Annotated in this window: 19 protein-coding genes; 6 read left to right on the top strand and 13 right to left on the bottom strand. The window is 56.9% G+C overall.

All coding sequences use genetic code 11. The annotated features are described in order from the left end of the window. Positions 1–2 precede the first annotated feature (2 nt). Together YERSI8AC_RS14365 and YERSI8AC_RS14360 are read left to right on the top strand one after the other, a co-directional pair. Positions 3–359 (top strand): hypothetical protein, encoded by a 357-nt coding sequence (locus tag YERSI8AC_RS14365; protein WP_159176968.1) that lies wholly within the window; start codon positions 3–5, stop codon positions 357–359. A gap of 47 nt (positions 360–406) precedes the next feature. After that, positions 407–2,557 (top strand): heavy metal translocating P-type ATPase, encoded by a 2,151-nt coding sequence (locus YERSI8AC_RS14360; protein ID WP_159177938.1) that lies wholly within the window; start codon positions 407–409, stop codon positions 2,555–2,557. Here YERSI8AC_RS14360 and YERSI8AC_RS14355 read toward each other — a convergent pair. Then, on the bottom strand, positions 2,550–2,849 hold the full coding sequence (locus tag YERSI8AC_RS14355; protein WP_159176967.1) for a winged helix-turn-helix domain-containing protein: 300 nt from the start codon (positions 2,847–2,849) through the stop codon (positions 2,550–2,552). The genes YERSI8AC_RS14360 and YERSI8AC_RS14355 overlap by 8 nt on opposite strands. 41 nt (positions 2,850–2,890) lie before the next feature. Then, complete coding sequence (locus tag YERSI8AC_RS14350) at positions 2,891–3,964, bottom strand: PA0069 family radical SAM protein (RefSeq protein WP_009287094.1); 1,074 nt, start codon at positions 3,962–3,964, stop codon at positions 2,891–2,893. Between the two features lie 169 nt (positions 3,965–4,133). Here YERSI8AC_RS14350 and YERSI8AC_RS14345 point away from each other — a divergent pair, with 169 nt between their 5' ends. After that, positions 4,134–4,865 (top strand): SDR family oxidoreductase, encoded by a 732-nt coding sequence (locus YERSI8AC_RS14345; RefSeq protein WP_159176966.1) that lies wholly within the window; start codon positions 4,134–4,136, stop codon positions 4,863–4,865. Positions 4,866–4,925: 60 nt separating this feature from the next. Further along, on the top strand, positions 4,926–5,465 hold the full coding sequence (locus YERSI8AC_RS14340; protein WP_009287093.1) for a DinB family protein: 540 nt from the start codon (positions 4,926–4,928) through the stop codon (positions 5,463–5,465). 132 nt (positions 5,466–5,597) lie between these two features. Here YERSI8AC_RS14340 and pgi read toward each other — a convergent pair whose 3' ends face one another. The 4 genes from pgi to ptsP all read right to left on the bottom strand — a co-directional run bounded on the left by pgi (position 5,598) and on the right by ptsP (position 13,033). Next, the gene (gene pgi / locus YERSI8AC_RS14335; RefSeq protein WP_159176965.1) at positions 5,598–7,265 is read right to left on the bottom strand and encodes a glucose-6-phosphate isomerase; all 1,668 of its coding nucleotides are present in this window, start codon (positions 7,263–7,265) and stop codon (positions 5,598–5,600) included. Positions 7,266–7,443: 178 nt separating this feature from the next. Further along, positions 7,444–9,183, bottom strand: coding sequence for a PTS fructose-like transporter subunit IIB (locus YERSI8AC_RS14330; RefSeq protein WP_159176964.1), 1,740 nt, complete (start codon positions 9,181–9,183; stop codon positions 7,444–7,446). Beyond that, a complete protein-coding gene (pfkB, locus tag YERSI8AC_RS14325) occupies positions 9,180–10,163 on the bottom strand; it encodes a 1-phosphofructokinase (protein WP_022523009.1) in 984 nt (327 codons plus the stop codon). The genes YERSI8AC_RS14330 and pfkB overlap by 4 nt, the downstream gene beginning before the upstream one ends. Continuing rightward, on the bottom strand, positions 10,163–13,033 hold the full coding sequence (gene ptsP / locus YERSI8AC_RS14320) for a phosphoenolpyruvate--protein phosphotransferase (RefSeq protein ID WP_159176963.1): 2,871 nt from the start codon (positions 13,031–13,033) through the stop codon (positions 10,163–10,165). The genes pfkB and ptsP overlap by 1 nt, the downstream gene beginning before the upstream one ends. Positions 13,034–13,333: 300 nt before the next feature. On the opposite strand from ptsP, the gene cra reads away from it, so the two are divergent. Then, on the top strand, positions 13,334–14,311 hold the full coding sequence (gene cra, locus YERSI8AC_RS14315) for a catabolite repressor/activator (protein WP_159176962.1): 978 nt from the start codon (positions 13,334–13,336) through the stop codon (positions 14,309–14,311). Here the strand turns inward: cra and YERSI8AC_RS14310 are convergent. Together YERSI8AC_RS14310 and pyk are read right to left on the bottom strand one after the other, a co-directional pair. Beyond that, positions 14,308–14,784, bottom strand: coding sequence for a methylglyoxal synthase (locus YERSI8AC_RS14310; RefSeq protein WP_159176961.1), 477 nt, complete (start codon positions 14,782–14,784; stop codon positions 14,308–14,310). The genes cra and YERSI8AC_RS14310 overlap by 4 nt on opposite strands. A 104-nt stretch (positions 14,785–14,888) precedes the next feature. Further along, complete coding sequence (pyk, locus tag YERSI8AC_RS14305) at positions 14,889–16,391, bottom strand: pyruvate kinase (RefSeq protein ID WP_159176960.1); 1,503 nt, start codon at positions 16,389–16,391, stop codon at positions 14,889–14,891. 211 nt (positions 16,392–16,602) lie between these two features. On the opposite strand from pyk, the gene gap reads away from it, so the two are divergent. Next, entirely contained in the window at positions 16,603–17,607 is a 1,005-nt protein-coding gene (gap, locus tag YERSI8AC_RS14300) for a type I glyceraldehyde-3-phosphate dehydrogenase (RefSeq protein ID WP_009287089.1), read from the top strand. Positions 17,608–17,621: 14 nt separating this feature from the next. On the opposite strand, the gene YERSI8AC_RS14295 is transcribed toward gap, so the two are convergent. The 5 genes from YERSI8AC_RS14295 to YERSI8AC_RS14275 all read right to left on the bottom strand — a co-directional run bounded on the left by YERSI8AC_RS14295 (position 17,622) and on the right by YERSI8AC_RS14275 (position 23,481). Continuing rightward, positions 17,622–18,671: a LacI family DNA-binding transcriptional regulator gene (locus YERSI8AC_RS14295; RefSeq protein WP_236557303.1), complete on the bottom strand. Its 1,050-nt coding sequence runs from the start codon at positions 18,669–18,671 to the stop codon at positions 17,622–17,624. 165 nt (positions 18,672–18,836) lie between these two features. After that, positions 18,837–19,943, bottom strand: coding sequence for an ABC transporter ATP-binding protein (locus YERSI8AC_RS14290; protein ID WP_159176959.1), 1,107 nt, complete (start codon positions 19,941–19,943; stop codon positions 18,837–18,839). 62 nt (positions 19,944–20,005) lie between these two features. After that, on the bottom strand, positions 20,006–21,625 hold the full coding sequence (locus tag YERSI8AC_RS14285) for an alpha-glucosidase family protein (RefSeq protein ID WP_159177936.1): 1,620 nt from the start codon (positions 21,623–21,625) through the stop codon (positions 20,006–20,008). A gap of 30 nt (positions 21,626–21,655) precedes the next feature. After that, positions 21,656–22,498, bottom strand: a complete 843-nt coding sequence (locus YERSI8AC_RS14280) for a carbohydrate ABC transporter permease (RefSeq protein ID WP_022523017.1) — start codon at positions 22,496–22,498, stop codon at positions 21,656–21,658. Beyond that, the gene (locus YERSI8AC_RS14275) at positions 22,498–23,481 is read right to left on the bottom strand and encodes a carbohydrate ABC transporter permease (protein WP_159176958.1); all 984 of its coding nucleotides are present in this window, start codon (positions 23,479–23,481) and stop codon (positions 22,498–22,500) included. Before YERSI8AC_RS14275 ends, YERSI8AC_RS14280 begins: the two co-directional genes overlap by 1 nt. Positions 23,482–23,495 lie beyond the last annotated feature (14 nt).

Raw genomic sequence — 23,495 nt, 5'->3', positions numbered from 1 at the left:
TAATGTCCATCACGATGCAGCGGTTACATCTTACCCATCCCTTACATTTCGTCATTGGCTTAACGCTATGGTGTATCTGGTTCGTAGCCGTTTACGGCGGGCACGCAATAGCCTGCTCAGTTGCGCCGCCTGTTCCCGAGCAGGGCGTATTCACCCTGGTAAACGCTATGCTGCTGGTGGTTAGTATCGCGGCGATTGCGTTACTGGCGGTGCTAACAGTGGGTTGTTGCCGCATGGCTAGGCGCCATGAAGGGCGGCTGCGCTTTAATGCCACTGTTTCCGCCGGGCTGTATCTTTTCTCTACCTTAAGCGTTGTGTTTGCTGCAATGCCGATTATTGGTATTCCGCCTTGCCTGTAAGCGATGCGCTTAACAAAGAGGAAGAGCAGCTCTATACCCTCCACGGTATGTGGTGCACCAGCTGTGCCCTGGCCGTGGAGGGCTCTCTAAAGCGGCTTGAAGGCGTGCGTGAGGTTAGCGTCCACTACCCAAGCGCAACCCTCTGCATCAGCGGTACACCCGCCGCTGTCCAGCTCCCAACGCTCGCCCCAAAGGTTAAACGTTTGGGCTATCGGCTTACGGAACTTGAGCCGGTGGCAGATGCCCATGGACGTTTAGAAGAGGAGAGCCGCTACCTGACGCTGAGGTTAATGGTCGGTTCGCTGTTCGGCATGTGGACGATGCTCGCTTCACTATTGATATATGCGGGTGCATTGCCTTCGGAGCGGATTGAACTGGTGGTGGCGTGGGTATCGGGGGCATTCTCCTTACCTGTCGTGCTGTTCTCAGGCGTGCCGTTTTACCGGGCCGGGTGGCGAACGCTGCTCGCCAAGCGCCCCGGCATGGATGTTTTAGTTAGCCTGGGTGTTATCGGCGCGGTGGTGGTCTCGGTTTGGCTACTAGGGCGCGGTTCTGCAGAGGTCTATTTCGACACGGCGGTGATGCTGATTGTGCTTTTACTGGTTGGTCGGCTGGTAGAAACGCTGTGCCGTCACCGTGGGCTAAAAGCGCTCGATGCTCTGGCGCTTCCAAATGATGACATAACGGTTTGGCAGAACGAGCACTGGGGATCGGTTCCTGTGGATGAAGTGACGAAGGGAACGCGCGTCGAGCTAGAGCCCGGTGAGTTGATAGCCCTTGATGGGATTCTGGAAGCCCCAGGTTGGATCGATACTGCCTCGCTTACTGGCGAAAGCCTGCCTCGCTACTTTAATGCAGGACAGAAGGTCTACGCGGGCTGCCGCTACCTGGGGACAACGCCGATGGTAATGCAGGTGAGTGCTGGGGTAGGCAAGCGGCGACTGGATCGGCTGTGTGACGAAATGCGCCGCTATCAGGCCAAAAAAGGCGAATTGCAGAAACTCGCTGACCGTTTTGCCGCATGGCTAAGCCCACTAGCGCTAGTGCTAGCGATGCTAACGCTGCCCACTGCGCTGCTACTTGGGTTGGGCTGGGAGGATGCCTTTGTGCGCGCACTGTCGGTGTTAGTGGTTGCTTGCCCCTGTGCCGTGGGGCTTGCAGTGCCGCTGGCAAGTCTTGCCGGTAGTGGCCAGGCCATGCAGCAGGGTGTTGCGCTACGCGACCCGGCAGCGCTCGAAACCTTGGCTCACATTCGCTCGGTAGCGCTGGATAAAACCGGCACCTTAACCACTGGCAGCCACTCGGTGCTGCACTGGCAGGCCCGGGAGGGCATTGATAAGCACACTTTGCAGCGCAAGCTCAGAGCCGCTGTTGCTGGCAGCGAACACCCCTTGGCACAAGCGTTAGCGTGCTGGTCGGGCAGCCAACATGATCGACATCACGAGCAATGCGTGGACGTAAACGAAGCGCCTGGGGAAGGGCGCCATGTGCGCTTGAGCAACGGTGAATGGCTGATGGTAGGCAGCGCCGATTGGCTTTCTCGCCATCAGATAGCGCTGCCAGACCACGAGGAGGACACAGCGCTGGCCTTTGCTACTCAAGTGATGGTAGCTGATGGTGCAGGCTGGCTAGCCACGCTCTATCTTACTGATCAGCCAGTGGAAGATGCTGAAAAAAGCGTGAAACACCTGCTAGATGCAGGGTATGTGGTGGCAATGATCAGCGGTGATCGGGAGGGGGTGGTTAGTTGGTTAGGTGAACGGGTGGGGCTTGGAAGAGAAGCTTGCTATGCCCAGCGCTCGCCTGAAGCCAAAGCGCGGCTTTTGCAGGGGTTGCCATCGCCAACGCTCTACGTGGGTGATGGCTTAAACGATACCTTGAGCCTGGCCGCGGCAGATGTTGGCATCGCTCCATTAAATGCCAGCGAAGCCGCCCGCGAAGGGGCTTCCGCACAGCTAATGACGCCGGGGATGGGTGGGGTAGTCAAACTGCTCAGTATTGCTAAACGTACGCGACGCATCATGGTTCAGAATCTGTTCTTTTCAGCGCTCTACAATACCTTGGCACTCGGGCTGGTGGTGCTGATGGCGATCCCCCCGCTAGTAGCGGTACTCGCCATGGCGGCAAGTTCGCTGACGGTTACCCTCAACGCTGCACGACTGGCCTGGGCAGAACCGGATGAAAATGACACTAACTAGCATAGCCAAGCGCCTGTTTTAGCCGCTCAGCGTGTGTGGCCACCCAACGTGGATCTATCGCCCCCCAATCACGTATCTGGTAGCGGCCGATGTTGTGACGCTCGCCCTCATCTTTCGTAAATACGCACTCGATATCCAGCTCGGCAAGAGATGCAATCGTATCCTGTGCGGTGCGCCGGGGCATACCGGTGGCCTCGATCAACGTCGGCACACTGGCGACACCTTGTTCGATCAAATGGGCGACGTATAAGCGGCGGTAAAAACTCGATTTGGTTTTGCTTAGAGCAGGCATTCGGCTTCCTTTGCAGCTGATTTATGCGCGTGCTGCTTAGCTTAAATGAATAAATCCTGCTGCGCTCGTGGTGGGCGAAAATCCCGGGTGTTCAAGCCCTGCTCGGTGCGATCCTGCATGTTCCACTGACGGCTGGCGCGGGCAAAGCGTTGTGCAATTAAATCGGCAAATACCCCTTCACCGCGAAAGCGCTTACCAAACTTGGCATCGTACGCTTTACCGCCACGGCACTGACGCATTAGGCTCATCACTTTTGCGGCGCGCTCAGGGTAGTGCGCTTCTAACCACGCTTCAAACAGCGGTGCCACTTCATAGGGTAAACGTAGCAGCATCCAGGCGGCGGTTCTCGCCCCTGCACGGCTGGCGGCTTCCAAGAGCTTTTCGATTTCATGATCGGTTAGCCCCGGAATAACCGGCGAAATGAGCGCACCAACTGGAACACCTGCGGTATTCAGTTCACGAATGGCCCGCAAGCGCGCCTGAGGTGATGCCGCCCGTGGTTCTAATGTGCGTTTCAAGTTGGCATCCAGGCTGGTCAAACTGACAAACACGCGCACCAGCCGGTGTTCGGCCATCTCCGCCAGGAGTTCCAAATCGCGCAGCACTAAGGTGCTTTTAGTCACCAGCGTTACCGGATGGCGACACTCCAGTAGCAGCTCCAGCAGGCGGCGAGTGGTTTTGTAGGTAGCTTCTAACGGTTGATAACAGTCGGTGTTGCCGGAAAGGTTGATCGGGCGGCACACGTAATTAGGGTGGCACAGTTCTTCGGATAACCGCTCTACCAAGCCGCTGCGGGCAATCAGCTTGGTTTCAAAATCCAGCCCTGGGGATAAGTCCCAGTAGGCGTGAGAAGGGCGGGCATAGCAGTAAACGCAGCCGTGCTCACAGCCGCGATACGGGTTCAGCGAGCGATCAAAAGGTAAATCTGGAGAGCGATTCCACGACAAAGCACTTTTGCTCACCTCCTCACGCACTTCGGTAGCGATAGTCGTAGAGGCCTCTTCCCGCCACCAGCCGTCATCTTCCTCCTCGCTGCGGGTAGGCGCAAAACGATTGTGCGGATCGTACGTTGCCCCGCGACCCTTATAGGAGCTTGGTGTTCCAAGAGATGTCATGGTTCACCTCTTTTGATATGGTTTTATATACAGTAGTTGTAAGGTGACAAGAAATCAATAGCCAGCCAATTAATTAACTTGCAGTAGCGAAAAGGGCGCTACCCAATGAACTATCGTGGGTTTAATGTGCAAGGTGGGTTTGTGACTAAAGAGCCAGCGAGGAAACGTTATGTCGAAAGTGGTCATCGTGACAGGGGGAAGCCGAGGTATCGGAGCGGCCACCGCAAAATTGCTAGGCGCAAAAGGCTATGCAGTGTGCGTGAACTATCTTGCTAATAGGGAGCTGGCAGATGATGCGGCTGATTGCATTATTCGAGCGGGTGGTCGAGCGTTTGCCTGTCAAGCGGATGTTAGCAGTGAAGCTGACGTTATCGGCCTGTTTGATGCAGCAGAAGAGCGCTTTGGCAAGGTGACACATTTGGTTAACAATGCAGGCATTCTGTTTACTCAATCCAAGCTGGTCGATATCGACCTTGAGCGCTTCAACCAAGTGCTTAATAGCAATGTGGTCAGCTGTTTTCTGTGCTCCAGAGAAGCCGTCAGGCGCTTCCCAGCAGGTAGTGCAATCGTCAATGTCTCATCGCTTGCCTCGCAAACAGGCTCGCCCTCTGAATATGTTGACTACGCTGCATCGAAAGGTGCCATGGATACCCTAACCAAGGGGTTGTCTCGCGAAGTTGCTGGCTCGGGGATTCGTGTTAACGCCGTTCGCCCCGGTTTTATCTATACTGATATGCATGCCGATGGTGGAGAACCAGGGCGGGTTGATCGTTTAGCTCCCCAGATTCCTATGCAGCGTGGCGGTAGCGCTGAAGAAGTGGCTAATACCATCGCTTGGTTGCTCTCGGACGAAGCCTCTTATGTAACGGGGTCATTCATTGATGTAGCAGGCGGGCGGTGATGCTGTTCTTCCCCCATATTTCAAACGTTCTAAATAGATGCTGCTTTTGGGTCTTAACTCATGACACTTCAACAACACTTCGAACAGTTAGCCACTTATAACCAGTGGATGAACACTAACCTCTATGATGCCGCCGGTAAGCTGAGCGCCTCTGAACTAGCTGAAGAGCGTGGCGCGTTCTTCGGCTCGATTTTTGGCACACTGAACCACATCGCGGTAGCCGACACGATTTGGCTCAAACGGTTTGCAACACACGCCTCTTCTTCCGCAAGGACGCTTGAAGTAATGGTGGCACTACCTACGCCTGAGCGTCTTGATCAGATTCTCTTTGATGACTTGAAGGGATTGAAAGCGCATCGCCAATGGCTCGATACCGTGATTATTAACTGGGTATCGGCGCTGACAGACGACGATTTGAGTACCACGCTGAGTTATCACAACATAAAAGGAGTGGCCTCAAAACGGCGCTACTCAAGCCTGATCGTTCACTTCTTCAATCACCAAACCCACCACCGCGGGCAGGCATCTACTTTGTTCTCCCAAGCCGGTGTAGATATTGGTGTCACCGATTTGTTGAATCTAATTCCGGATGAGTCTTAAGGAGAAAGCTTAGACAACGGGAACCGAGTTACTGGAATTAGTCATTTATTACAAACCGAAGGTTCCAGGGTTGCGAAACGCCGTGGCTTGAGAAAGCCACGGCGTTGTTTTCTATCGATTTACCCTATCCGTTCAACGCTTCTTCCGTGATGGCTTCTTATCGGCACTGGCCGGGACGCTTTCCTTTTCGCCGTTGCCGCCATTGGGGAAGTGAGCGCGAACCAGTTCCAGCAGACCTTGAGTCGAGGTGTCGAAGTCAGCTGCGTTGGTGTCGATGCGCTCGCTGATTTCACCGGCGATGCGCTTGCCAAGCTGCACGCCCCACTGGTCAAAGGAGTTGATGTTCCAGATCACCCCTTGCACAAACACCTTGTGCTCGTAGAGCGCGATTAGCGCGCCCAGGTTTTTTGGCGTTAGCTCATCCAGCAGTAGGGTGCTGGAAGGGCGGTTGCCGGGGCAACTGTAGGGGTCGTGTTGACTGAGCTCTTTGCTGTCCCCTTGGCTGCCTTCCATAAAGGCGTTGGCCTGGGCGAGCATATTGGTCAGTAGGGCGAAGTGGTGGTCTTCCACGCCGGGCTCGGGCTTGAGCGAGGCAATAAAATCAATCGGCACGTAGCGGGTGCCCTGGTGCAGTAGCTGGAAGAAGGCGTGCTGGCCGTTGGAACCGGTTTGGCCCCATACAATCGGGCCGGTTTTATAGTTCACCGGGTGGCCGAAAATATCCACCGATTTACCGTTAGACTCCATATCCAGCTGCTGCAGGAAAGAGGGTAGTTGGTTCAGCGCCTGGTCGTAGGGCACGATGGCTTGAGTTTCGGCGCCAATAAAGTTGATGTACCAAATACCAATCAGTGCCATCAGCACGGGCATGTTTTGCGAGAAGGGCGCGTTGATGAAATGGTTATCCATCTCATGAGCGCCTTCCAGCAGCTCGATAAAGCCCTCAAAACCGATCGAAAGCGCAATCGGCAGGCCGATGGACGACCACATGGAGTAGCGTCCACCCACCCAGGCCCAGAACTCGAACACGTTCTCTTCGCGAATGCCGAACTCCATGGCTGCTTTGCGGTTGGTGGAGGCGGCAATAAAGTGCGCGCCCACGTCGGCATCTTCACCAGCGTTCTCCAGGAACCAGCGCCGCGCGGTTTTGGCGTTAAGCAGGGTCTCCTGGGTAGAGAAGGTCTTGGTGGAGACGATAAACAGCGTGGTGGCGGGGTCGAGGCGCGAAAGTACCTTCTGAATATGGGTGCCGTCCACATTGGAAACGAAGTGGAAGTGCAGCTCCGGGTGGCGGTATTTGAGCAGTGCGCGAACCGCCATATTGGGCCCAAGATCCGAGCCACCAATGCCGATATTGACCACATCTTTAATGCGTTTGCCGTTGTAGCCTTTCCATTCACCGCTGCGTACCGCTTCCGAGAACAGCTTGATCTGCTCGCGGGTGCGGGTTATCTCCGGCATAACGTCTTCGCCGTCCACATATACCGGCTCATCGCCTAAGTGACGCAGAGCCGTATGCAGTACCGGGCGGTTTTCCGTAACGTTGATAATATCCCCGGAGAACATCTGTGCCCGGCGCTGTACCAGTGCGGAGTGGTCGGCTAGCTCAATCAGCTTGGTAAGCACTTCATCGGAGACATGGTGCTTGGAGTAGTCGAGAAACAGACCGCCCACCCGTAAACTCATTTTCTCAAAGCGCTGCGGGTCATTGGTGAAGTAGTCACGAATGCGGTCGTTTGCGGTTTTGTCGCGCAAGCGTTCAAGTGCCTGCCAGGTAACACTGCGAGTGAGCTGAAACATAGGATGATCCGTTTGTTATAGGTGAATTGGTGATCAAAAAGTAGGTTATGTAAAAATACTACATAAAAAATGACAAAGAGTAGAGGTTATAAGTGGCGTGAAAAGGTATTAAATGCGTAAAGCGACGTATTTAAAAGGGCAGGCATGTTCGCCTGCCCTCATTTTTTGGTAACAGCGGTTAGGTGGCGAGTGCTACCTGGGCCGCATCACGTTTGATAAACGCATAGCTTAAACCCGTCACCAACGAGCCAGCCACAATAGCGCCAAGGTAGAGCAGTACCGGGGTAATGGCGTTGGGAATCAGCAGTACGAAGATACCACCGTGAGGAGCCATGAGTTGCGCGCCTACCAGCATCGAGAGTGCGCCTGTGAGTGCGCCGCCCACCATGCAAGCGGGGATAACGCGTAGGGGATCTTTCGCCGCAAAGGGAATCGCGCCTTCGCTGATAAAACAGAGGCCCAGTACAAAAGAGGCTTTGCCCGCTTCCCGCTCCGGTGCCGAGAACTTGTTGCGCGCTACAAAGCTGGCAATACCCATACCAATGGCAGGTACCATTCCCGCCGCCATGATCGCCGCCATGGGGCCGTAAGTTTCAGAGGCTAGCAGGCCTACGCCAAAGGTGTAAGCCGCTTTGTTGACCGGGCCACCCAGATCGAAACACATCATCGCGCCGAGCAGGATACCTAGTAGCACAGCGTTGGTGGAGCCCATGGACTCCAGGAAACTGGTCAGAGCATTAAGCAGCGCCGCGACCGGTTCGCCAATCACATAGATCATGGTGAGGCCGGTGACCAAACTGGCGACTAGCGGAATGATCAGAATTGGCTTCAGGGATTCAACGCTAGAGGGCAGTTTGACGTAGCGAGTAACCGCCAGCGCCACGTAGCCCGCCAGGAAACCCGCCAAAATACCGCCGATAAAGCCGGAGCCGATATTGGCCGCTAGCATGCCACCAATCATACCCGGTGCGATGCCGGGGCGGTCGGCGATGGAGTAGGCAATATAACCTGCCAGCACTGGAATCATCAGTGCAAAGGCGGTGCCACCGCCGATCTGCATCAGCGCGGCGGCCAGAGTGCCTTCCTGCTCAAAGGCCTCAATACCGAACACAAAGGAGAGTGCAATCAGTAGGCCGCCCGCCACCACCATTGGCAGCATAAAGGAAACGCCGGTGAGCAGGTGCTTATAAACGCCTTTCTCTTTGACGCTCTTATTTGCTGTGCCCGCATTGCTGCTGCCGTTCTCTATGGCGGCCTCGCTGAGCGCAGCTTCAAGCGTGGGGCGTGGTTTTTTTAGCGCGTTGCCAGTAGAAGTGCGGTAGATGCGCTTACCAGCGAACCGCGACGGATCAACGTCGATATCGCAGGCCAATACGACTATGTCGGCGTCGGCGATCTCTTCTGCGGTCAATTTATCTTGTGCGCCCACCGAGCCTTGGGTTTCCACGCGAATGGCGTGGCCCATGGCTTTGCCCGCCTCGGCGAGTGCTTCGGCGGCCATAAAGGTATGCGCCACGCCGGTGGGGCAGGCAGTGACAGCAACGATTTTCTTGCCACCCGCGCTGTTTGCAGCGGTAGATGCGCTAGTAGTAGAGGCGGCAGGTGCGCTATAAATCGGCGCTTCACGCTTAGCCTGGGCTAGAAAAGCGCTGGGGTCGGGGAGTGCGCTGGCAATCGGCGCTTGGAATAGCCGCTTGCCTTCAAAGCGCTCTGGGGCAGGCACGTGATCGGCGGCGACCACGATCAAATCGGCATTGGCGATCTGCTCGGCAGTAGCGGCCTGGAGAGGCGCGACTTCGCCGTGCATTTCCACATGCGCCGACCAGCCTTGGCGCTGGGCGGCTTGTTCCAGGCGCTTAGCCGCGAGGAAGGTGGTCGCCATGCCGCTGGGGCAGGCGGTAATCAGAATAATATTCATAGCGTGGCTCCCTCGGTGATGGTGTCATCAAGACGCCGTATCCGGGTGTGTTGTTGGAGTGAATCGAAATCGGCAGCGTGGGGGTTGCCCACGCCAACATGGCGCACGGCCTCGGCCGAGAGCGCGGTGGCAAAGCGCAGCGTCTGTTCAGCGTCTTGCTGGCCGTTCTGATGAGTCAGCAGGCCGTGGAGCATGCCCGCGACAAAGGTATCGCCAGCGCAAACGGTATTCGTCGCGGTAACCTTAGGAGGTGTGGCGTGCCAGGCACCTTGAGCGTTAACCCACAACACCCCTTCGGCACCCGCTGAAATCAGCGCATGGGCGATGCCGCTTTTATGCAGCCGTTTAGCCGCATTCAAGCGCATATCGGAAGAGGTCATATCTTCGCCCGCCCACTCTGCCAGTTCATTTTCATTAGGCTTTACACCGGCGGGGTGAGTCGCTATGGCCGCATTGAGTGCCGGGCCACTGGTATCTACCCAGAGCGGTACGCCGCTGGCGTTTAAGTGGTTTAACAGCGCGCTGAAATCAATCAGTGACAGCCCGGGGGGCAGGCTGCCCGCCACGACGACCGCCTGGGGGGGCGTCGCGCTAGAAAGCTCAGTATTTAGCGTGTCGATCAGCGCCTGCAAATGCGTGGCGTCAATGGGCATGCCGGGGCCATTAATATCGGTAACGCGGCCGCTTTGTTCCGCAATTTTGGCATTAATACGGGTTTCTCCCGGCACGCGCACAAAGGCGTCGGTCAGGGAGTACTGGGTAAATGCCAATTGAAAGGGAGCGTCGTTATCGGCACCTAAAAAGCCGCTGACGGTGACGTCGTGACCAAGACCCGCCAATACGCGAGCAACGTTAACGCCTTTGCCCGCTGCTTCTAATTGGGCGCTAGTGGGGCGGTTGACGCTGCCCAGCACCAAGGCGTCAAGGTTAAACGCCAAATCCAGTGCCGGGTTCAGGGTAATGCATAGCACGCGGGCCATTAGCGCGCCTCCAGTGCATCGCGCACTTCATCGCTGGTCGCCTGATTCAGCGCTAACTGGGCACTGGCTTGGGCATCAGCGAAGTCAAACTCGCGCAAGCGGGCTTTGACCAACGGGATCTGCCGTGCGCTGACGGAGAGTTCGTCCACGCCAAGGCCTACCAATACGGGAATGGCCACGGCGTCTGAGGCTAATTCGCCGCACACGCCGACCCATTTGCCTTGTGTATGGGCAGCCGCCACGGTCATTTGAATCAAACGCAGCACAGCAGGGTGCAAACCATCGGCTTGGGCAGAGAGTTCCGGGTGGCCGCGGTCGATAGCCAGGGTGTACTGAGTCAAGTCGTTGGTGCCTACTGAGAAGAAATCGACTTCGGCGGCGAGGCTGGGCGCCAGCAGCGCGCTAGAGGGTATTTCAATCATCACCCCCAACTGCACATCGGTGGCGCGCTGGGAAGTAGGGATCTCTTTGAGTAGGCGATCGTAGATGGCTTTTACAGCGCGGAACTCAGCGATATCTTTGACCATCGGCAGCATAATCCGCAGGGGACTATCCTTGCCTGCCATCAATAACGCGCGCAATTGGGTCTCGAGCACATCGGGCTGTGTCAGCGCTAAGCGAATACCGCGCAGACCCAGGAAGGGGTTGTCTTCTTGGGGTACCGGCCAGTAGGGCAGTGGCTTATCACCGCCGACATCTAATGTGCGCGCTACCAGCGGGCGGCCATCCAGGGCATCAATTGCCTGACGGTACTCGCTAATCTGAGTGGCTAAGTCTGGTGCGCTGGCGTGGGCCATGAACAGGAATTCAGTACGCAGCAGGCCAACGGCCTCAGCACCGCGCTCCACTGCATCAGCGGCGTGGGCAGTGTTGCCCAGGTTGGCGGCGACTTCGACACGGTGCCCATCGCGAGTTTGGGCGACCTCGAAGCGGCTTTCCCAGGCATCGGCTTCGCGCTGCTGGAGGTCTAGTAACTGCTGCTCGGCACGCTGTAGGCGCTCTTCGGAAGGTTGCGACGTCACTCGGCCACGCTCGCCATCCAGAATCATCATGCTGGCGTTGTTAAGCGCCATCACCGCTTGACCCGCGCCCACCACGGCGGGAATGCCCAGTGCACGGGCCAGAATAGCGCTGTGTGCCGTGGCGCCACCGCGAACGGTAAGCAGGCCGCGGACACGGGAAGTATCCAGCCGGGCCACATCGGAAGGGCCGATATCGTCCATCACCAGAATATAAGGGTGATCCGGCGGTTCGGGGAGCGTCACATCGCAGAGTACGCCCAACACCCGGCGACCTACGTCGCGCAGGTCGGCAGCGCGTTCGGCCAGCAGGCGGTCAGCGAGCATCTCCTGGGCGTGGGCCGCGGTTTCAATCGCTTCCCACCAGCCCGCTTCCGCCGAGCGCCCTTCACGAATGGCATCCGTCGCCGCGTGATGGAGCTCCGGGTCGTCGAGCATCTCTTCGTGCATTGAAAGAATATCGGCGACTTCGCCACCGGGGGCGTTATGCACCAATGTCTGCAGCTGGGCGGCACCCTCTTTCAGCGCGCTATTTAAACGGCTGATTTCGTGTTCAGCGTCGCTGGCGTGTTCGGCGTACTCGAACTGCATCGGGCGAATGACAAATACTGGCGCAATGGCCAAGCCCGGCGAGGCGGCGACGCCGGCGTGGGGCGTATCGGCAGCGAGAGGCTCAACGGCCGGTGTAGCGGTGCTCGCTTCCTGCGTGCTATCAAAGCCGCCGTCAAAGGGCGTTACTTTTTCTCCCAGGCCCGATTCAACAGCCTCGGCGACGGCCTCTAGCGCCGCGCTTGCCTGCTCACCCTCGGCTGACAGCACCAGCCACTGGCCGCGGCGTGCGCCCAGGCCAATCACTTTGGTTAGACTGGCGGCGGAAACCGGGGTGGCGCTGCCTTCTTCCAAACGTGCCTGAATCGGCATGGCCTGAGCGCGCGCTATCTGTACCAACTGTTTGGCAGGGCGAGCGTGCAGCCCATGGGGGTTGAGCACCCGTACCCGACGGGTTTGGGTATTTGCGGTTTCGCCCGCCAGGGTGGCTAACAGCTGATCGCTGGTTTTGCCCACCAGGCTTTGGCTTTCGCTGTTTTCCAACACCGCCATCAGTTGCTCTAGCAGGGGGCGGTGGGCATCGCCATGGGCGGCCAGGCAGAACAACGCATGCACCGGATGACCAGCACTTTCCAGGGTTTGTTCAGCAGGTGTGGCCACCCCAAGCGCGGGCTGATTAACGCCCTGGGCGCTGCTAGCCAGCCACAGTCCTTTACCTAACCAGGTCGGCTGTGCCGCGGCGACGGCGGAAATAAAGCTGTTATCGACACAGCCGCTTTGGCGTAAGCGGGCGGCTGCAGCCAGAGCGAGTTCTTGTGGGTCGCGTGCCGGAAAGTTGACGCATAGGGTGTCGGCATCCAGGCGCGGTTCTAATGCTGGTTTCGAAAGCAGCCGCGCTACATCTGCCGCGGAGGTGGCGTTTGCCAGTTGCTCGGAAACGCCTTCGCGATCCAGCACATGGGTGAGCTGGCGCAGAATATCCAGGTGCTCATCATTCTGGGCGGCAATCGTTACCAGTACGTGCACCTGCTGGCCGTCGTGCCACTCGATCCCTTGTGGAAACTGCAACACGCGCACGCCTGTCTGCTTCACATACTGACGGCTTTCCGGTGTACCGTGGGGTATTGCGATGGCGTTGCCTAGAAACGTTGATGATTGTGCCTCGCGGGCGTGTAGGCCGTCGCGGTACTCGGCCTCAACCAATCCGGCCTCAACCAGCGCCTCAGCGGCACTGTCCAGCGCGGTTTGCCAGCTGTCGGCGTGGCGGCCTAGCAAGATGTCATCGGGGCCGAGTGTCAACATAGTATTCTCCTGTAAACGCGCACTGTCGGCATTTTAATGGGGCAGCGTCGACGCAGCGTCGTGTACATAAAGTGATCGTCGTTAAATGATCATGGTAATGGCGTTGATGCCAATGAGATGAACCGTGCCGTTTCAGTCGGTTTATCCTTGCCATTAAATCTGGGTATGGTGCTATTAAATCTGCACATAGTGCTATGCTGAATCGATTCACTGAATGACACAAGGTTTGAGCTTTTAGACTTTGGTCTGGTAGGCGCTAACTTGCTGATAAACTGCCCGGTCACACCAGGGGGAAACCGCATGACACTTGCCGATATTGCCCGGCTAGCCGGCGTCTCGCGCACAACTGCTAGCTACGTCATTAATGGTCAGGCCGAGCAGCGCCGCATTAGCTCAGCGACAATTGAAAAAGTGATGGCGGTGGTGCGGCAACACCGCTATCACATTGACCCTCAGGCGGCTGCGCTGCGCCGGGGCGCAAGCCGCTTGCTGGGGCTTATCGTGCCGGATTTGGAGAATATTAGTTATGCTCGCCTAGCCAAACGCCTGGAGCGGGGTGCACGGGAGCAGGGTTATCAGCTGTTGATCGTAAGCTCAGATGACTGTGCAGAGAGTGAACGGACACTCGCGTTGGCGCTGCGTGCGCAACGCTGTGAGGTGTTGATAACCGCCAGTTGCTTGCCCAGCGACGATACTTTTTATGCCGACCTGGTAGACGAGGGATGGTGCGTGGTGGGGATGGACCGTGGCCTCAACCCGACGCGCTTTGCCAGTGTCGTGAGTAACGATCAGGAGGCGGCTAAGACGTTGACCCGTTCGGTGATCGGCGCGGCGACCAAGCGTATTGCCTGGTTGGAAGCGATGCCGGATCTGTCGGTTAGCTGCGAGCGGCGGGCGGGTTTTCAGACGGCCCTTGAAGGCAGCATGATAGAGCCACTTTATCTTACCGGATCGCACTATGAGCGTAGCGAAGGGGTGCGTTTAGCGATTCAACTGCTGGATGAACAGGGCGGTGCCGACGCACTGGTGACAGCGTCCTATACACTGATGGAAGGGGTGTTTGATGTGTTCTTGGAGCGTGGCGGCCTGCCGGAAAATATTCGCCTGGCCACCTTTGGTGATCACCGGCTGCTGGATTTCCTTCCTCAGCCAGTGAACTCGGCGCTACAGGATTATGACCGTATTGCCGAGTTAACATTGCGCTGTGCCCTAGCTGCTATGAACGGCCACTATGAGAGCGGGCTGCAGGTGGTGGCGCGTCATCTGCGCCGGCGTTAAACCGTGCGCGCCTGGGCCCAAGCTGCTGCATCTGGTATCGACATATCGTAACTCTCGCTCAAGTAGGGCGAGGAGAGCAGGAAGTCGGCGCTCGCCGCATTGCAGGCAACGGGGACATTCCACAGCGCCGCTAAACGCAGCAACGCTTTGACATCCGGGTCGTGGGGCTGGGGCGAGAAGGGATCCCAGAAGAAGATCAGCACATCCAGCCGCTGCTCCGCAATCCGAGCGCCAATCTGCTGGTCACCGCCCAGGGGGCCGCTCATTAGACCCTCGACTTCTAACCCTAACGCGGTTTTAAGCCGCTTAGACGTTGTTCCCGTGCCAATCAATTCGTGCTGGCTCAGCGTATCCTTCCAGCGAGTTGCCCACTCAAGCATTTCGCTCTTCTTGCCATCGTGGGCAATTAGCGCAATACGCTTGCGCGCTTGCAGCGTACGGATGGCTTGGCGGGGCGGTTGCGCGTCACTCATTTCGTCACTTCCCTCATGGTTCTATTGCCTTTCGGTCTTATGGCCGAATGGCTTTTCTTTTTAAAGGTCGCAAAAGCTAAAAGCTCGCTACAGAGGTTAGACCGTTACTCACTATCAAAGGCAAGGATTTTCATCGTATTAGTGCCCCCATGGGCATTCATATGGTCGCCGCGAGTGAGAATGACATGCTCGCCAGGGTGGATAAATCCCTGTGCCTGCAAGCATTTCAATGCTTCTTGGTTAAGGTTGGCCGGATCCATCTCGGTGGTGTCGAAAGGAATTGAAACCACGCCACGATAGAGCGCCATACGCCGCTGGGCGATAGGGCTGTGAGCCAACCCTACGATAGGCAGGCCGGAACGAATGCGCGATGCAATCAGCGGTGTATAGCCTGTGGAGGTCATGCAAGCGATGGCGCTGACCCCGGATAAGTGATTCGCAGCATACATCGCCGATAGCGCGATGGTTTCATCGATGCGCTCAAAGCCCTCATGAATACGGTGGCCTGACTCCTGAGCGAGACGCTCACGCTCGGCACCCAGACACACACGGTTCATCGCTTCGATGGTTTCCACCGGGTAGTCACCTGCGGCGGTTTCCGCAGAGAGCATCACTGCATCGGTGGCGTCGAGCACCGCATTGGCCACGTCGAAGACCTCGGCGCGGGTGGGCAGCGGCGACTCGATCATCGATTCCATCATTTGGGTGGCGGTAATGACGGCGCGGTTGAGTGTGCGTGCGTGCTTGATAATGCGCTTCTGAGTACCAATCAGCGCGGCGTCGCCAATCTCAACGCCCAGGTCGCCCCTGGCCACCATGACCGCCTCAGAGGCTTCAATGATGCCATCCAGCGTAGCATCGTCGGCAACCGCTTCGGCGCGTTCAAGCTTAGCCACCAGGCCGATCTCTTTCCCGGCTTCGCCAAGCAGCTCGCGGGCTTCTTGCATATCTGCGGCGCTGCGCGGGAAGGAGACGGCTAAGTAGTCAACGCCAATCTCAATAGCGGTTTTTAGATCGGCCTTATCTTTCTCAGTAAGGGCGGGCGCTGAGAGTCCGCCTCCCTGTTTGTTAATGCCCTTATTGTTGGAGAGCTTGCCGCCTACGTGAACGCAGGTATGCACTTCTTGTCCAATTACACGAGTGACATCGAGTACCAAACGGCCATCGTCGAGCAGGAGGCGGTCGCCCTCAACGACATCATCGGCCAGTGTTTGATAGTCGCAGCCGACGCGTTCTGCAGTGCCGCTATTGGCGTCCAACGCCATGTCCAAGACAAATGCCTGGCCGACATCGAGGTTGACGGCGCCTTCGACAAAACGCGCAATACGAATTTTCGGCCCTTGCAGGTCGCCCAGCGCAGCAACGCTGCGGCCAAGGCGTTCGGCGATCTCGCGGACTTCGTTTAAGCGACGGCGGTGGTCGTCTGCCGAGCCGTGGGAGAAGTTAAGCCGCACCACATCCACACCGGCTTTTAGCATCGCTTCCAGCACGCCGGGGCGATCACTGGCGGGGCCGAGTGTGGCAACAATTTTGGTGCGCCTTAAAGGCGTATGGGAATGAGGGTTGGTAGACGCCGGTGCTGCTGTATTCGAGGTTGCATTCGTCATGGGCGCTCTCCTTGAGTAAGGGGATTGTGGGCAATTTAGTATTGGACTAAGATAGCGTTTATATAGTAATTTTACTACATATTGGATATTTACTAGCCTTTTGGGGCGGTTGAAACGCTGTTTATCGGCCTCATGACGCTTAAATACGTATTTTTAGTAATTTTTTTACTAAAGGTGCAGATTGTTACTATTGGTCAATTGAGGAGCTATCATGACAATAAGAGTTGCGATTAACGGATTTGGCCGTATTGGCCGCAATGTACTGCGCGCCCTTTACGAAAACAGCTACCGTGACCGCGTACAGGTCGTCGCCATTAACGATCTCGGCGACCCCTCGCTAAATTCCCACCTGCTGCGTCACGATACCGTGCATGGCCACTTCCCCTTTAAGGTAGAACACGACGCCGAGAGCATCACGGTGGATGGTGATCGTATCGCCATCTCCTCAGAGCGCGATCCAGCGGAGTTGCCGTGGGCATCGATGAATATCGATTTGGTGATGGAGTGCACCGGGTTGTTTACCAAGCGCGAGGCGGCGGCCAAGCATATCGAAGCGGGTGCCAAGCGCGTGCTGATTTCCGCACCCAGCCCCGACGCTGATGCGACGATTGTGTATGGCGTTAATGACCAAGTGTTGACCGCTGAGCACACGGTTGTCTCTAATGCTTCCTGCACCACCAACTGCCTAGCGCCGGTCGCGAAAGCGTTGAACGATGCAGTCGGTATCGAAAACGGTTTGATGACCACGGTGCACGCTTACACCAATGATCAGAACCTCTCGGATGTTTACCACTCTGACCCCTACCGGGCGCGCAGTGCAACGCACTCCATGATCCCGACCAAAACCGGTGCTGCCGCAGCGGTGGGCTTGGTGCTACCAGAGCTGGCGGGTAAATTTGATGGCCTAGCCGTTCGCGTACCGGTGATCAACGTCTCGCTGGTGGATCTGACCTTTACTGCCAGTCGCGATACCACTAAAGAAGAGATTAATGCCATCGTTGAGAAGGCCGCGGCTAACTCTCCGGTATTGGCTGTTAACGCTGAACCGCTGGTCTCTATTGATTTCAATCATGATGCCAACTCATCGACCTTCGATGCTAATCACACCCGCGTGAATGGCCGTCTGGTTAAAATCATGGCGTGGTACGACAACGAGTGGGGCTTCTCCAACCGTATGCTGGATACTGCGCTTGCCATGCAGGCGACTGCTAAGTAATACCCTCCTAAGGGCTAAGGGCAGGTGTCGCCCAGCAGCAGCTCAGTTTGCAGCAACTGCTGGGCGAGGGGGATGCGGCCAAGAATCATCTGCGCTGCGACTCGCCCTTTGCCCACGCTATCCTGGCGCACCGTGGTTAAACGCGGTGCGCGGTACTGTCCTTCAGCAATGCCATCGAACCCGGTAATGCGTAACTCTTCAGGCACCCGTATACCGCGCTGCTCGGCTAGCGTTAACGCCGTGAGTGCAATACGGTCAGACATGCACAGCAGCAGGTCTGGCCGTTGTTCTAGTGGCTGGTCGAGAATCTCGGCAATCACCGGCGAGCACACCTCAAAGGTATTCTCCTCGATATTCCAGAGCGGCACTTGCTCCACATTTATGCCTTGCTCACTCAGCGCGCTATGAAAGCCCTCAAGGCGGGCGCGGCTGATGGTGCTGGTGTTGGGCAGTAGGGTGTGCTCGGCCGTCACACGACCGTTGCAGACCTCTTTGGTCAAGCGCAGGTTGATGATCGCCGGGCGTTTGGGCAACTCGTTAAGCGCATGCTGGGCGATTTTATAGCTAGCAGCTGTATCATCGATATGCACCGTCGGGCAGCCTTCAATATCAAAATCGACGGCCACCAGGGTGCGTTGGGCGGGCAGTTCATCGAGCAGCTTATTGTTGGGCATTAATCCATAAACGATAAAGCCATCGGCGATATTGGCGGAGCCCGGCGGCTGTGAGGCATGGCCGCGACCCGGCAATAACAGCAGCGTGTGGCCGTGGGCATCAAGAACTTCGGCAACCCCTGATAAAAACTCGCTGGCCACGGCATCGTTCAAACTGTAGGTCAGGCTTTCCGCAAGAATCACCGCAATAATCCGCGAGCGGCCGGTGCGCAGGCTGCGCGCTTTGGCGTCAGGGCCGCTGTACCCCAGCCTTTTCGCCTCTTTGAGTATGCGTTCGCGCAGGGCTGGAGAAAGCTGATCCGGCCGGTTAAAGGCATTGGAAATCGTGGCAGTGGAGACGTTGAGTTCCTGCGCAAGATCCTTGAGTGTCATACGACGCTGATCAGTCACGGTACTTCCTTATACAGGCTTTTTTAATAATTGAAGATTAGCTATTCAAAGGATGTGCATAATAAAATCGACCCGCTGTGTGCTGCCACTCCCCATGATAAGCGAAGGGAAGGTTAGGCACACACAGAGGGTCGTTAAAGCGGGTATCTTGGTTGACTCTTGTGCTTAAGCCGCTGCTTGTTGAGTGGATAACATCAGTGCTGCACCGCTCTCATCAAACAGGTGTACTTTTTCCCAATCCGCTGCCAGTGATACCTGCTGGCCCTCCTGCCACTGGCTAGGTGCTTCGCTGCGATGGATCAACAGCGTGTCGCCCTGTTTGGGCTCAAGGTAGACGTAAACTTCGTTACCTAAATACTCGACATTGACGATATCGAAGCAGTTGCCATCAGTGGGTGCCGCTAAGCATAGGTGCTCTGGGCGAATGCCGAGGGTCAATGCTTCGCCGCTTTGCCGCTGCTGGGCATTTTGGGGCAGGGCGAGCTCGCCAACTCCTACGGCTCGCACACGACAGCCGTTGGCGTCACCAGCGAGTAACTCTGCGGGCATGAAGTTCATGGTGGGCGAGCCGATAAACCCGGCAACGAATTTCGTCGCCGGGCGCTGGTACAACTCGTGGGGGCTGCCTACCTGCTCAACGTGTCCGCCATTGAGCACCACAATTTTGTCGGCCAGGGTCATGGCCTCCACCTGGTCGTGGGTCACGTAAATCATGGTGGAACCAAGGCGGTTATGCAGCCGTGCGATCTCGTTACGCATTTGTACCCGCAGCGAGGCATCCAGGTTGGAGAGCGGCTCGTCAAAAAGCAGAATACGCGGTTCACGCGCCATGGCTCGGCCCATGGCCACCCGCTGGCGTTGGCCCCCGGAAAGGGCTTTTGGCTTACGGTGCAGCAGCTCTTCAAGCTGCAAAATCTTTGCCGTGCTCATGACCCGTTCGTGCACGGTCTCTTTGGCGGTCTTGGCCAGTTTCAGGCCAAACGCCATATTGTCGTAAACGGTCATATGCGGGTAGAGCGCATAGGATTGAAACACCATGCCCACACCGCGTTCCCGCGGTGGCAAGTCATTGACCACGGTGTCATCCATGCTCAGGTCGCCATCGCTAATCGATTCCAAACCGGCGATCAGGCGCAAAAGGGTCGACTTGCCGCAGCCGGAGGGGCCAACGAAAACCACAAATTCGCCGTCGCCAATATGTAGGTCCACATCGTTAATAATGTGATCGCTGCCAAACACTTTGTTGATCTTGCTAAGCGTAACACTTGCCATAGGTAACTCCTTGCCGACCTCAATGCTTATGTCTTCTGGGTCGGCCTGTTGTTGTTTAGAGCTTATGAGGCGACGCGCATAAAGGCCGCTTGATACCCCGGTAGCGTCAGGCTGTCACCGTCGCGCTGGGGGGTAAAGCCGTGGCCCTGCAAATCGCTGTCTATCGCTAGCGGCAGGTTAACCGTCTGCGTGTCAGCGGTGAGGTTGAAAACGCACAACAGCCTTTCATTCGCTTTTTGGCGGGTAAAACCGAGCAGCGTTTCACCCACATCGACCAGCGTTAAGTCGCCATCGAACAGCGCCGGGTGCTGGCGACGGAAGGCCAGCATGTTGCGCAGCGCATTCAAGGTGGAGTTGGCATCATCCTGTTGGCGGCTGACCGCCATATCCCGATGGCTGACCTCTATGGGGAGCCAGGGTTCAACGCTGGAAAAACCGCCATGTTCGCTACCGTTCCAGGGCATTGGCGTGCGGCAACCGTCGCGACCTTTGAATTCCGGCCAGAGCACTTTGCCGTAGGGGTCTTGGATGCGCTCAAAGGGCACGTCGGCTTCTGGCAGGCCGAGCTCTTCGCCTTGGTACAGGCAGACGCTACCGCGCAGCGAGCAGAGCATGGCCAGCGCCACTTTAGGGTAGGCGGTGGGGTCTTCGCCAGCACCCCAGCGGGTGGCACTGCGTACGACGTCATGATTGGAGGTTGCCCAGCAGGGCCAGGCGTCGCCTGCCAGGCGTTGAAAGCGCTCCAGCACTTCATGAATATAGCGCGCCGAGTGGGGTGTGTTGAGTAGGTCGAAGGTGTAGGCCATATGCAGCTTGTCGCCGCCTGCGGTGTACTCGGCCATGCGCTCCAGGGGGTTATCATCACCAATTTCACCCACTGTCGTGGCGCCCGGATATTCATCCATTAACGCCCGCAGGTCTTTCAAGAAGTCGAGATTCTCCGGGCGGCTAAGGTCATAAACATGACGCTGCCAGGTGTAAGGGTTGGTTTCTGGAGCGCCCAGGGTTTTGGCTTCGCCTTTGGGAACCGGCGGATTGTCGCGCAGCTCGGCGTCGTGGAAGTAGAAGTTAACCGTATCGAGGCGGAAACCATCAACGCCCAGATCCAGCCAGAAGCGCATATTATCCAACTGCGCCTGTCGCGCTTCCGGGTTATGGAAGTTTACGTCCGGCTGGCTGGTTAGAAAGTTATGCATATAGTACTGCTGGCGGCGTGAATCAAACGTCCACGCCGGGCCGCCGAAAATCGACAGCCAGTTGTTGGGTGGCGTGCCGTCCGGTTTGGGGTCAGCCCATACAAACCAGTCGGCCTTGGGGTTGGTGCGGTTTTGGCGACTCTCCTGGAACCAAGCGTGTTGATCCGAGGTGTGGCTAATCACCTGGTCGATCATCACCTTAAGGCCAAGCGAGTGGGCTTTTTCCAGCAGCGCTTTAAAGTCCGCCAGGGTGCCGAACATGGGGTCGACGTCGCAATAATCGCTAATATCGTAGCCAAAATCGAGCATCGGCGAGGTGAAAAATGGCGATAACCAAATGCCGTCCACATTGAGGGAGGCAACGTAATCGAGTTTTTCGGTAATACCGTTAAGATCGCCAATACCGTCACCGCGGCTATCCATAAAGCTACGCGGGTAGATCTGGTAGATAACGCCGCCGCGCCACCAGAGTGTGTTGTCTTGCATCTTAGTATCCATCGTTGACATAAACATTCCTTAGCCTTTAACGGCGCCTGCGGTAAGGCCTGACACAATGCGGCGCTGGAAGATAATCACTAATACGACCAGGGGCACCGTGACCACCACAGAAGCGGCCATAATCGGCCCCCAGGGCAGTTCGTAGGCACTGCCGCCTGACAGCAGCGCAATAGCGACGGGCACCGTGCGCTGGGCGTCGGTCAGCGTGAAGGTGAGGGCAAACAGAAACTCGTTCCACGCGGCGATAAATGCCAACAGGCCGGTGGTCGCCATGGCGGGCCACATCAGCGGCAGAAATACTTTCGTGATGGTTACCCAGGGCGTGGCGCCGTCCATGATGGCGGCCTCTTCCAGCTCCATGGGCAACTGCTTCATAAAGGTGGTCAATACCCATACGGTGAAGGGCAGGGTGAAGATGGTGTAGCTTAAAATCAGCCCGGCGGGGTTGTTGTAAAGGTTGAGCGCACGAATCACCTCAAACAGTCCCGAAAGAACCGCCACCTGAGGAAACATCGACACCCCAAGAATCACCAGCAGCACCGTGGAGCGGCCCCGAAAGCGCACGCGGCCCAGGGCGTAAGAGGCAGTAATGCCGAGTAGCAGGGCAATAAACACCACGCTAAACGCCACCACAATGGAGTTGAAAATAGCGCGCAGAAAGCTGGTTTGGCTAAAAATGCTGATGTAGTTATCGAAGTTCCAGTTCGAAGGCCAAAGCTCGACACGGAAAAGGTCGCTTGATGGTTTTAACGAGGTGACTACCGCGTAGTAGAACGGGAAAACGGCGTACACCATGATCAGCACAATGAGCGCCCAAAAACCGATGCGCTTGGCTATTTTGGCCAACTGACGAGTATTCATTAGTCACCTCCCAATTGGATTTGTTTACGCCCAACGTAGAGGTAAGCCACGGTAGCCAGGGCAATGATCAAGAACAGCAGGGTAGAAGCGGCACTGCCGTAACCGACATCCTGAAACTCGACCAGTTGTTGGCGGGCATAGACCGACATCGACATGGTGCTGGTGGAGTTGGAAGTGAGTACGTAAATAACATCGAAGACACGCAGCGCATCCAGCAGGCGGAAGATCACTGCGACCATTAACGCCGGGGTAATCAGCGGTAGGGTAACTTTGAAGAACACCCGCAGCGGGTGAATGCCGTCTACCTCAGCGGCCTCGTAGCAATCCTTGGGCAGCATCTGCAGAGCAGCAAGCACCAGCAGCGCCACGAAGGGAATGGTTTTCCACACATCGACCATAATCACCGCCCACATGGAGTAGGCGGCGTTCGCCGTCCAGGCGATGGGGGCATCGATAATGCCCACGTTCATCAGCAGGTGATTGATGATGCCGAATTGGTCGTTGAGCATCCATGCCCACATTTGCGCGGAAACAATGGTTGGAATTGCCCAGGGAATCAGCACCGCAGCGCGCACAATTACGCGCCCCTTAAACTCGGCGTTCAAAATCAGCGCTACAATCACCCCGAAAACCACTTCCAGTGATACCGACACCACCGAGAAGTAGACGGTGTTCCATACTGACTGCCACCACACTGAGTCGGCCAGTACCCCATACCAGCGGCCATCGTCATAGACGAGGTAGTTCTCGAAGCCAATCAGATTGGCAGCGCCTAAATCTGACAGTGATGCATCGGTGAAGCTGAGAAAAAAGGTGCGCACCAGTGGCCAGCCAGCGACCAGGGTTAACGCAATCAGCATGGGGGCTAAAAAGAGCCAGGCGGCTTTAACCCGCTGACGGCGAACCTTAGTGCCCCGGCGCGGCTTGGTAGTGAAAGAACGCGCCCCGGCGGGCGCGTCATCATGCTTGATGGAGGTCGACATGGAAAGGCTCCAGG

The sequence above is a fragment of the Halomonas sp. 113 genome, from assembly GCF_904067645.1.
In the GTDB taxonomy this organism is placed as follows: Bacteria; Pseudomonadota; Gammaproteobacteria; order Pseudomonadales; family Halomonadaceae; genus Vreelandella; species Vreelandella titanicae.
This window is presented reverse-complemented; position numbering and strand designations above follow the sequence as displayed.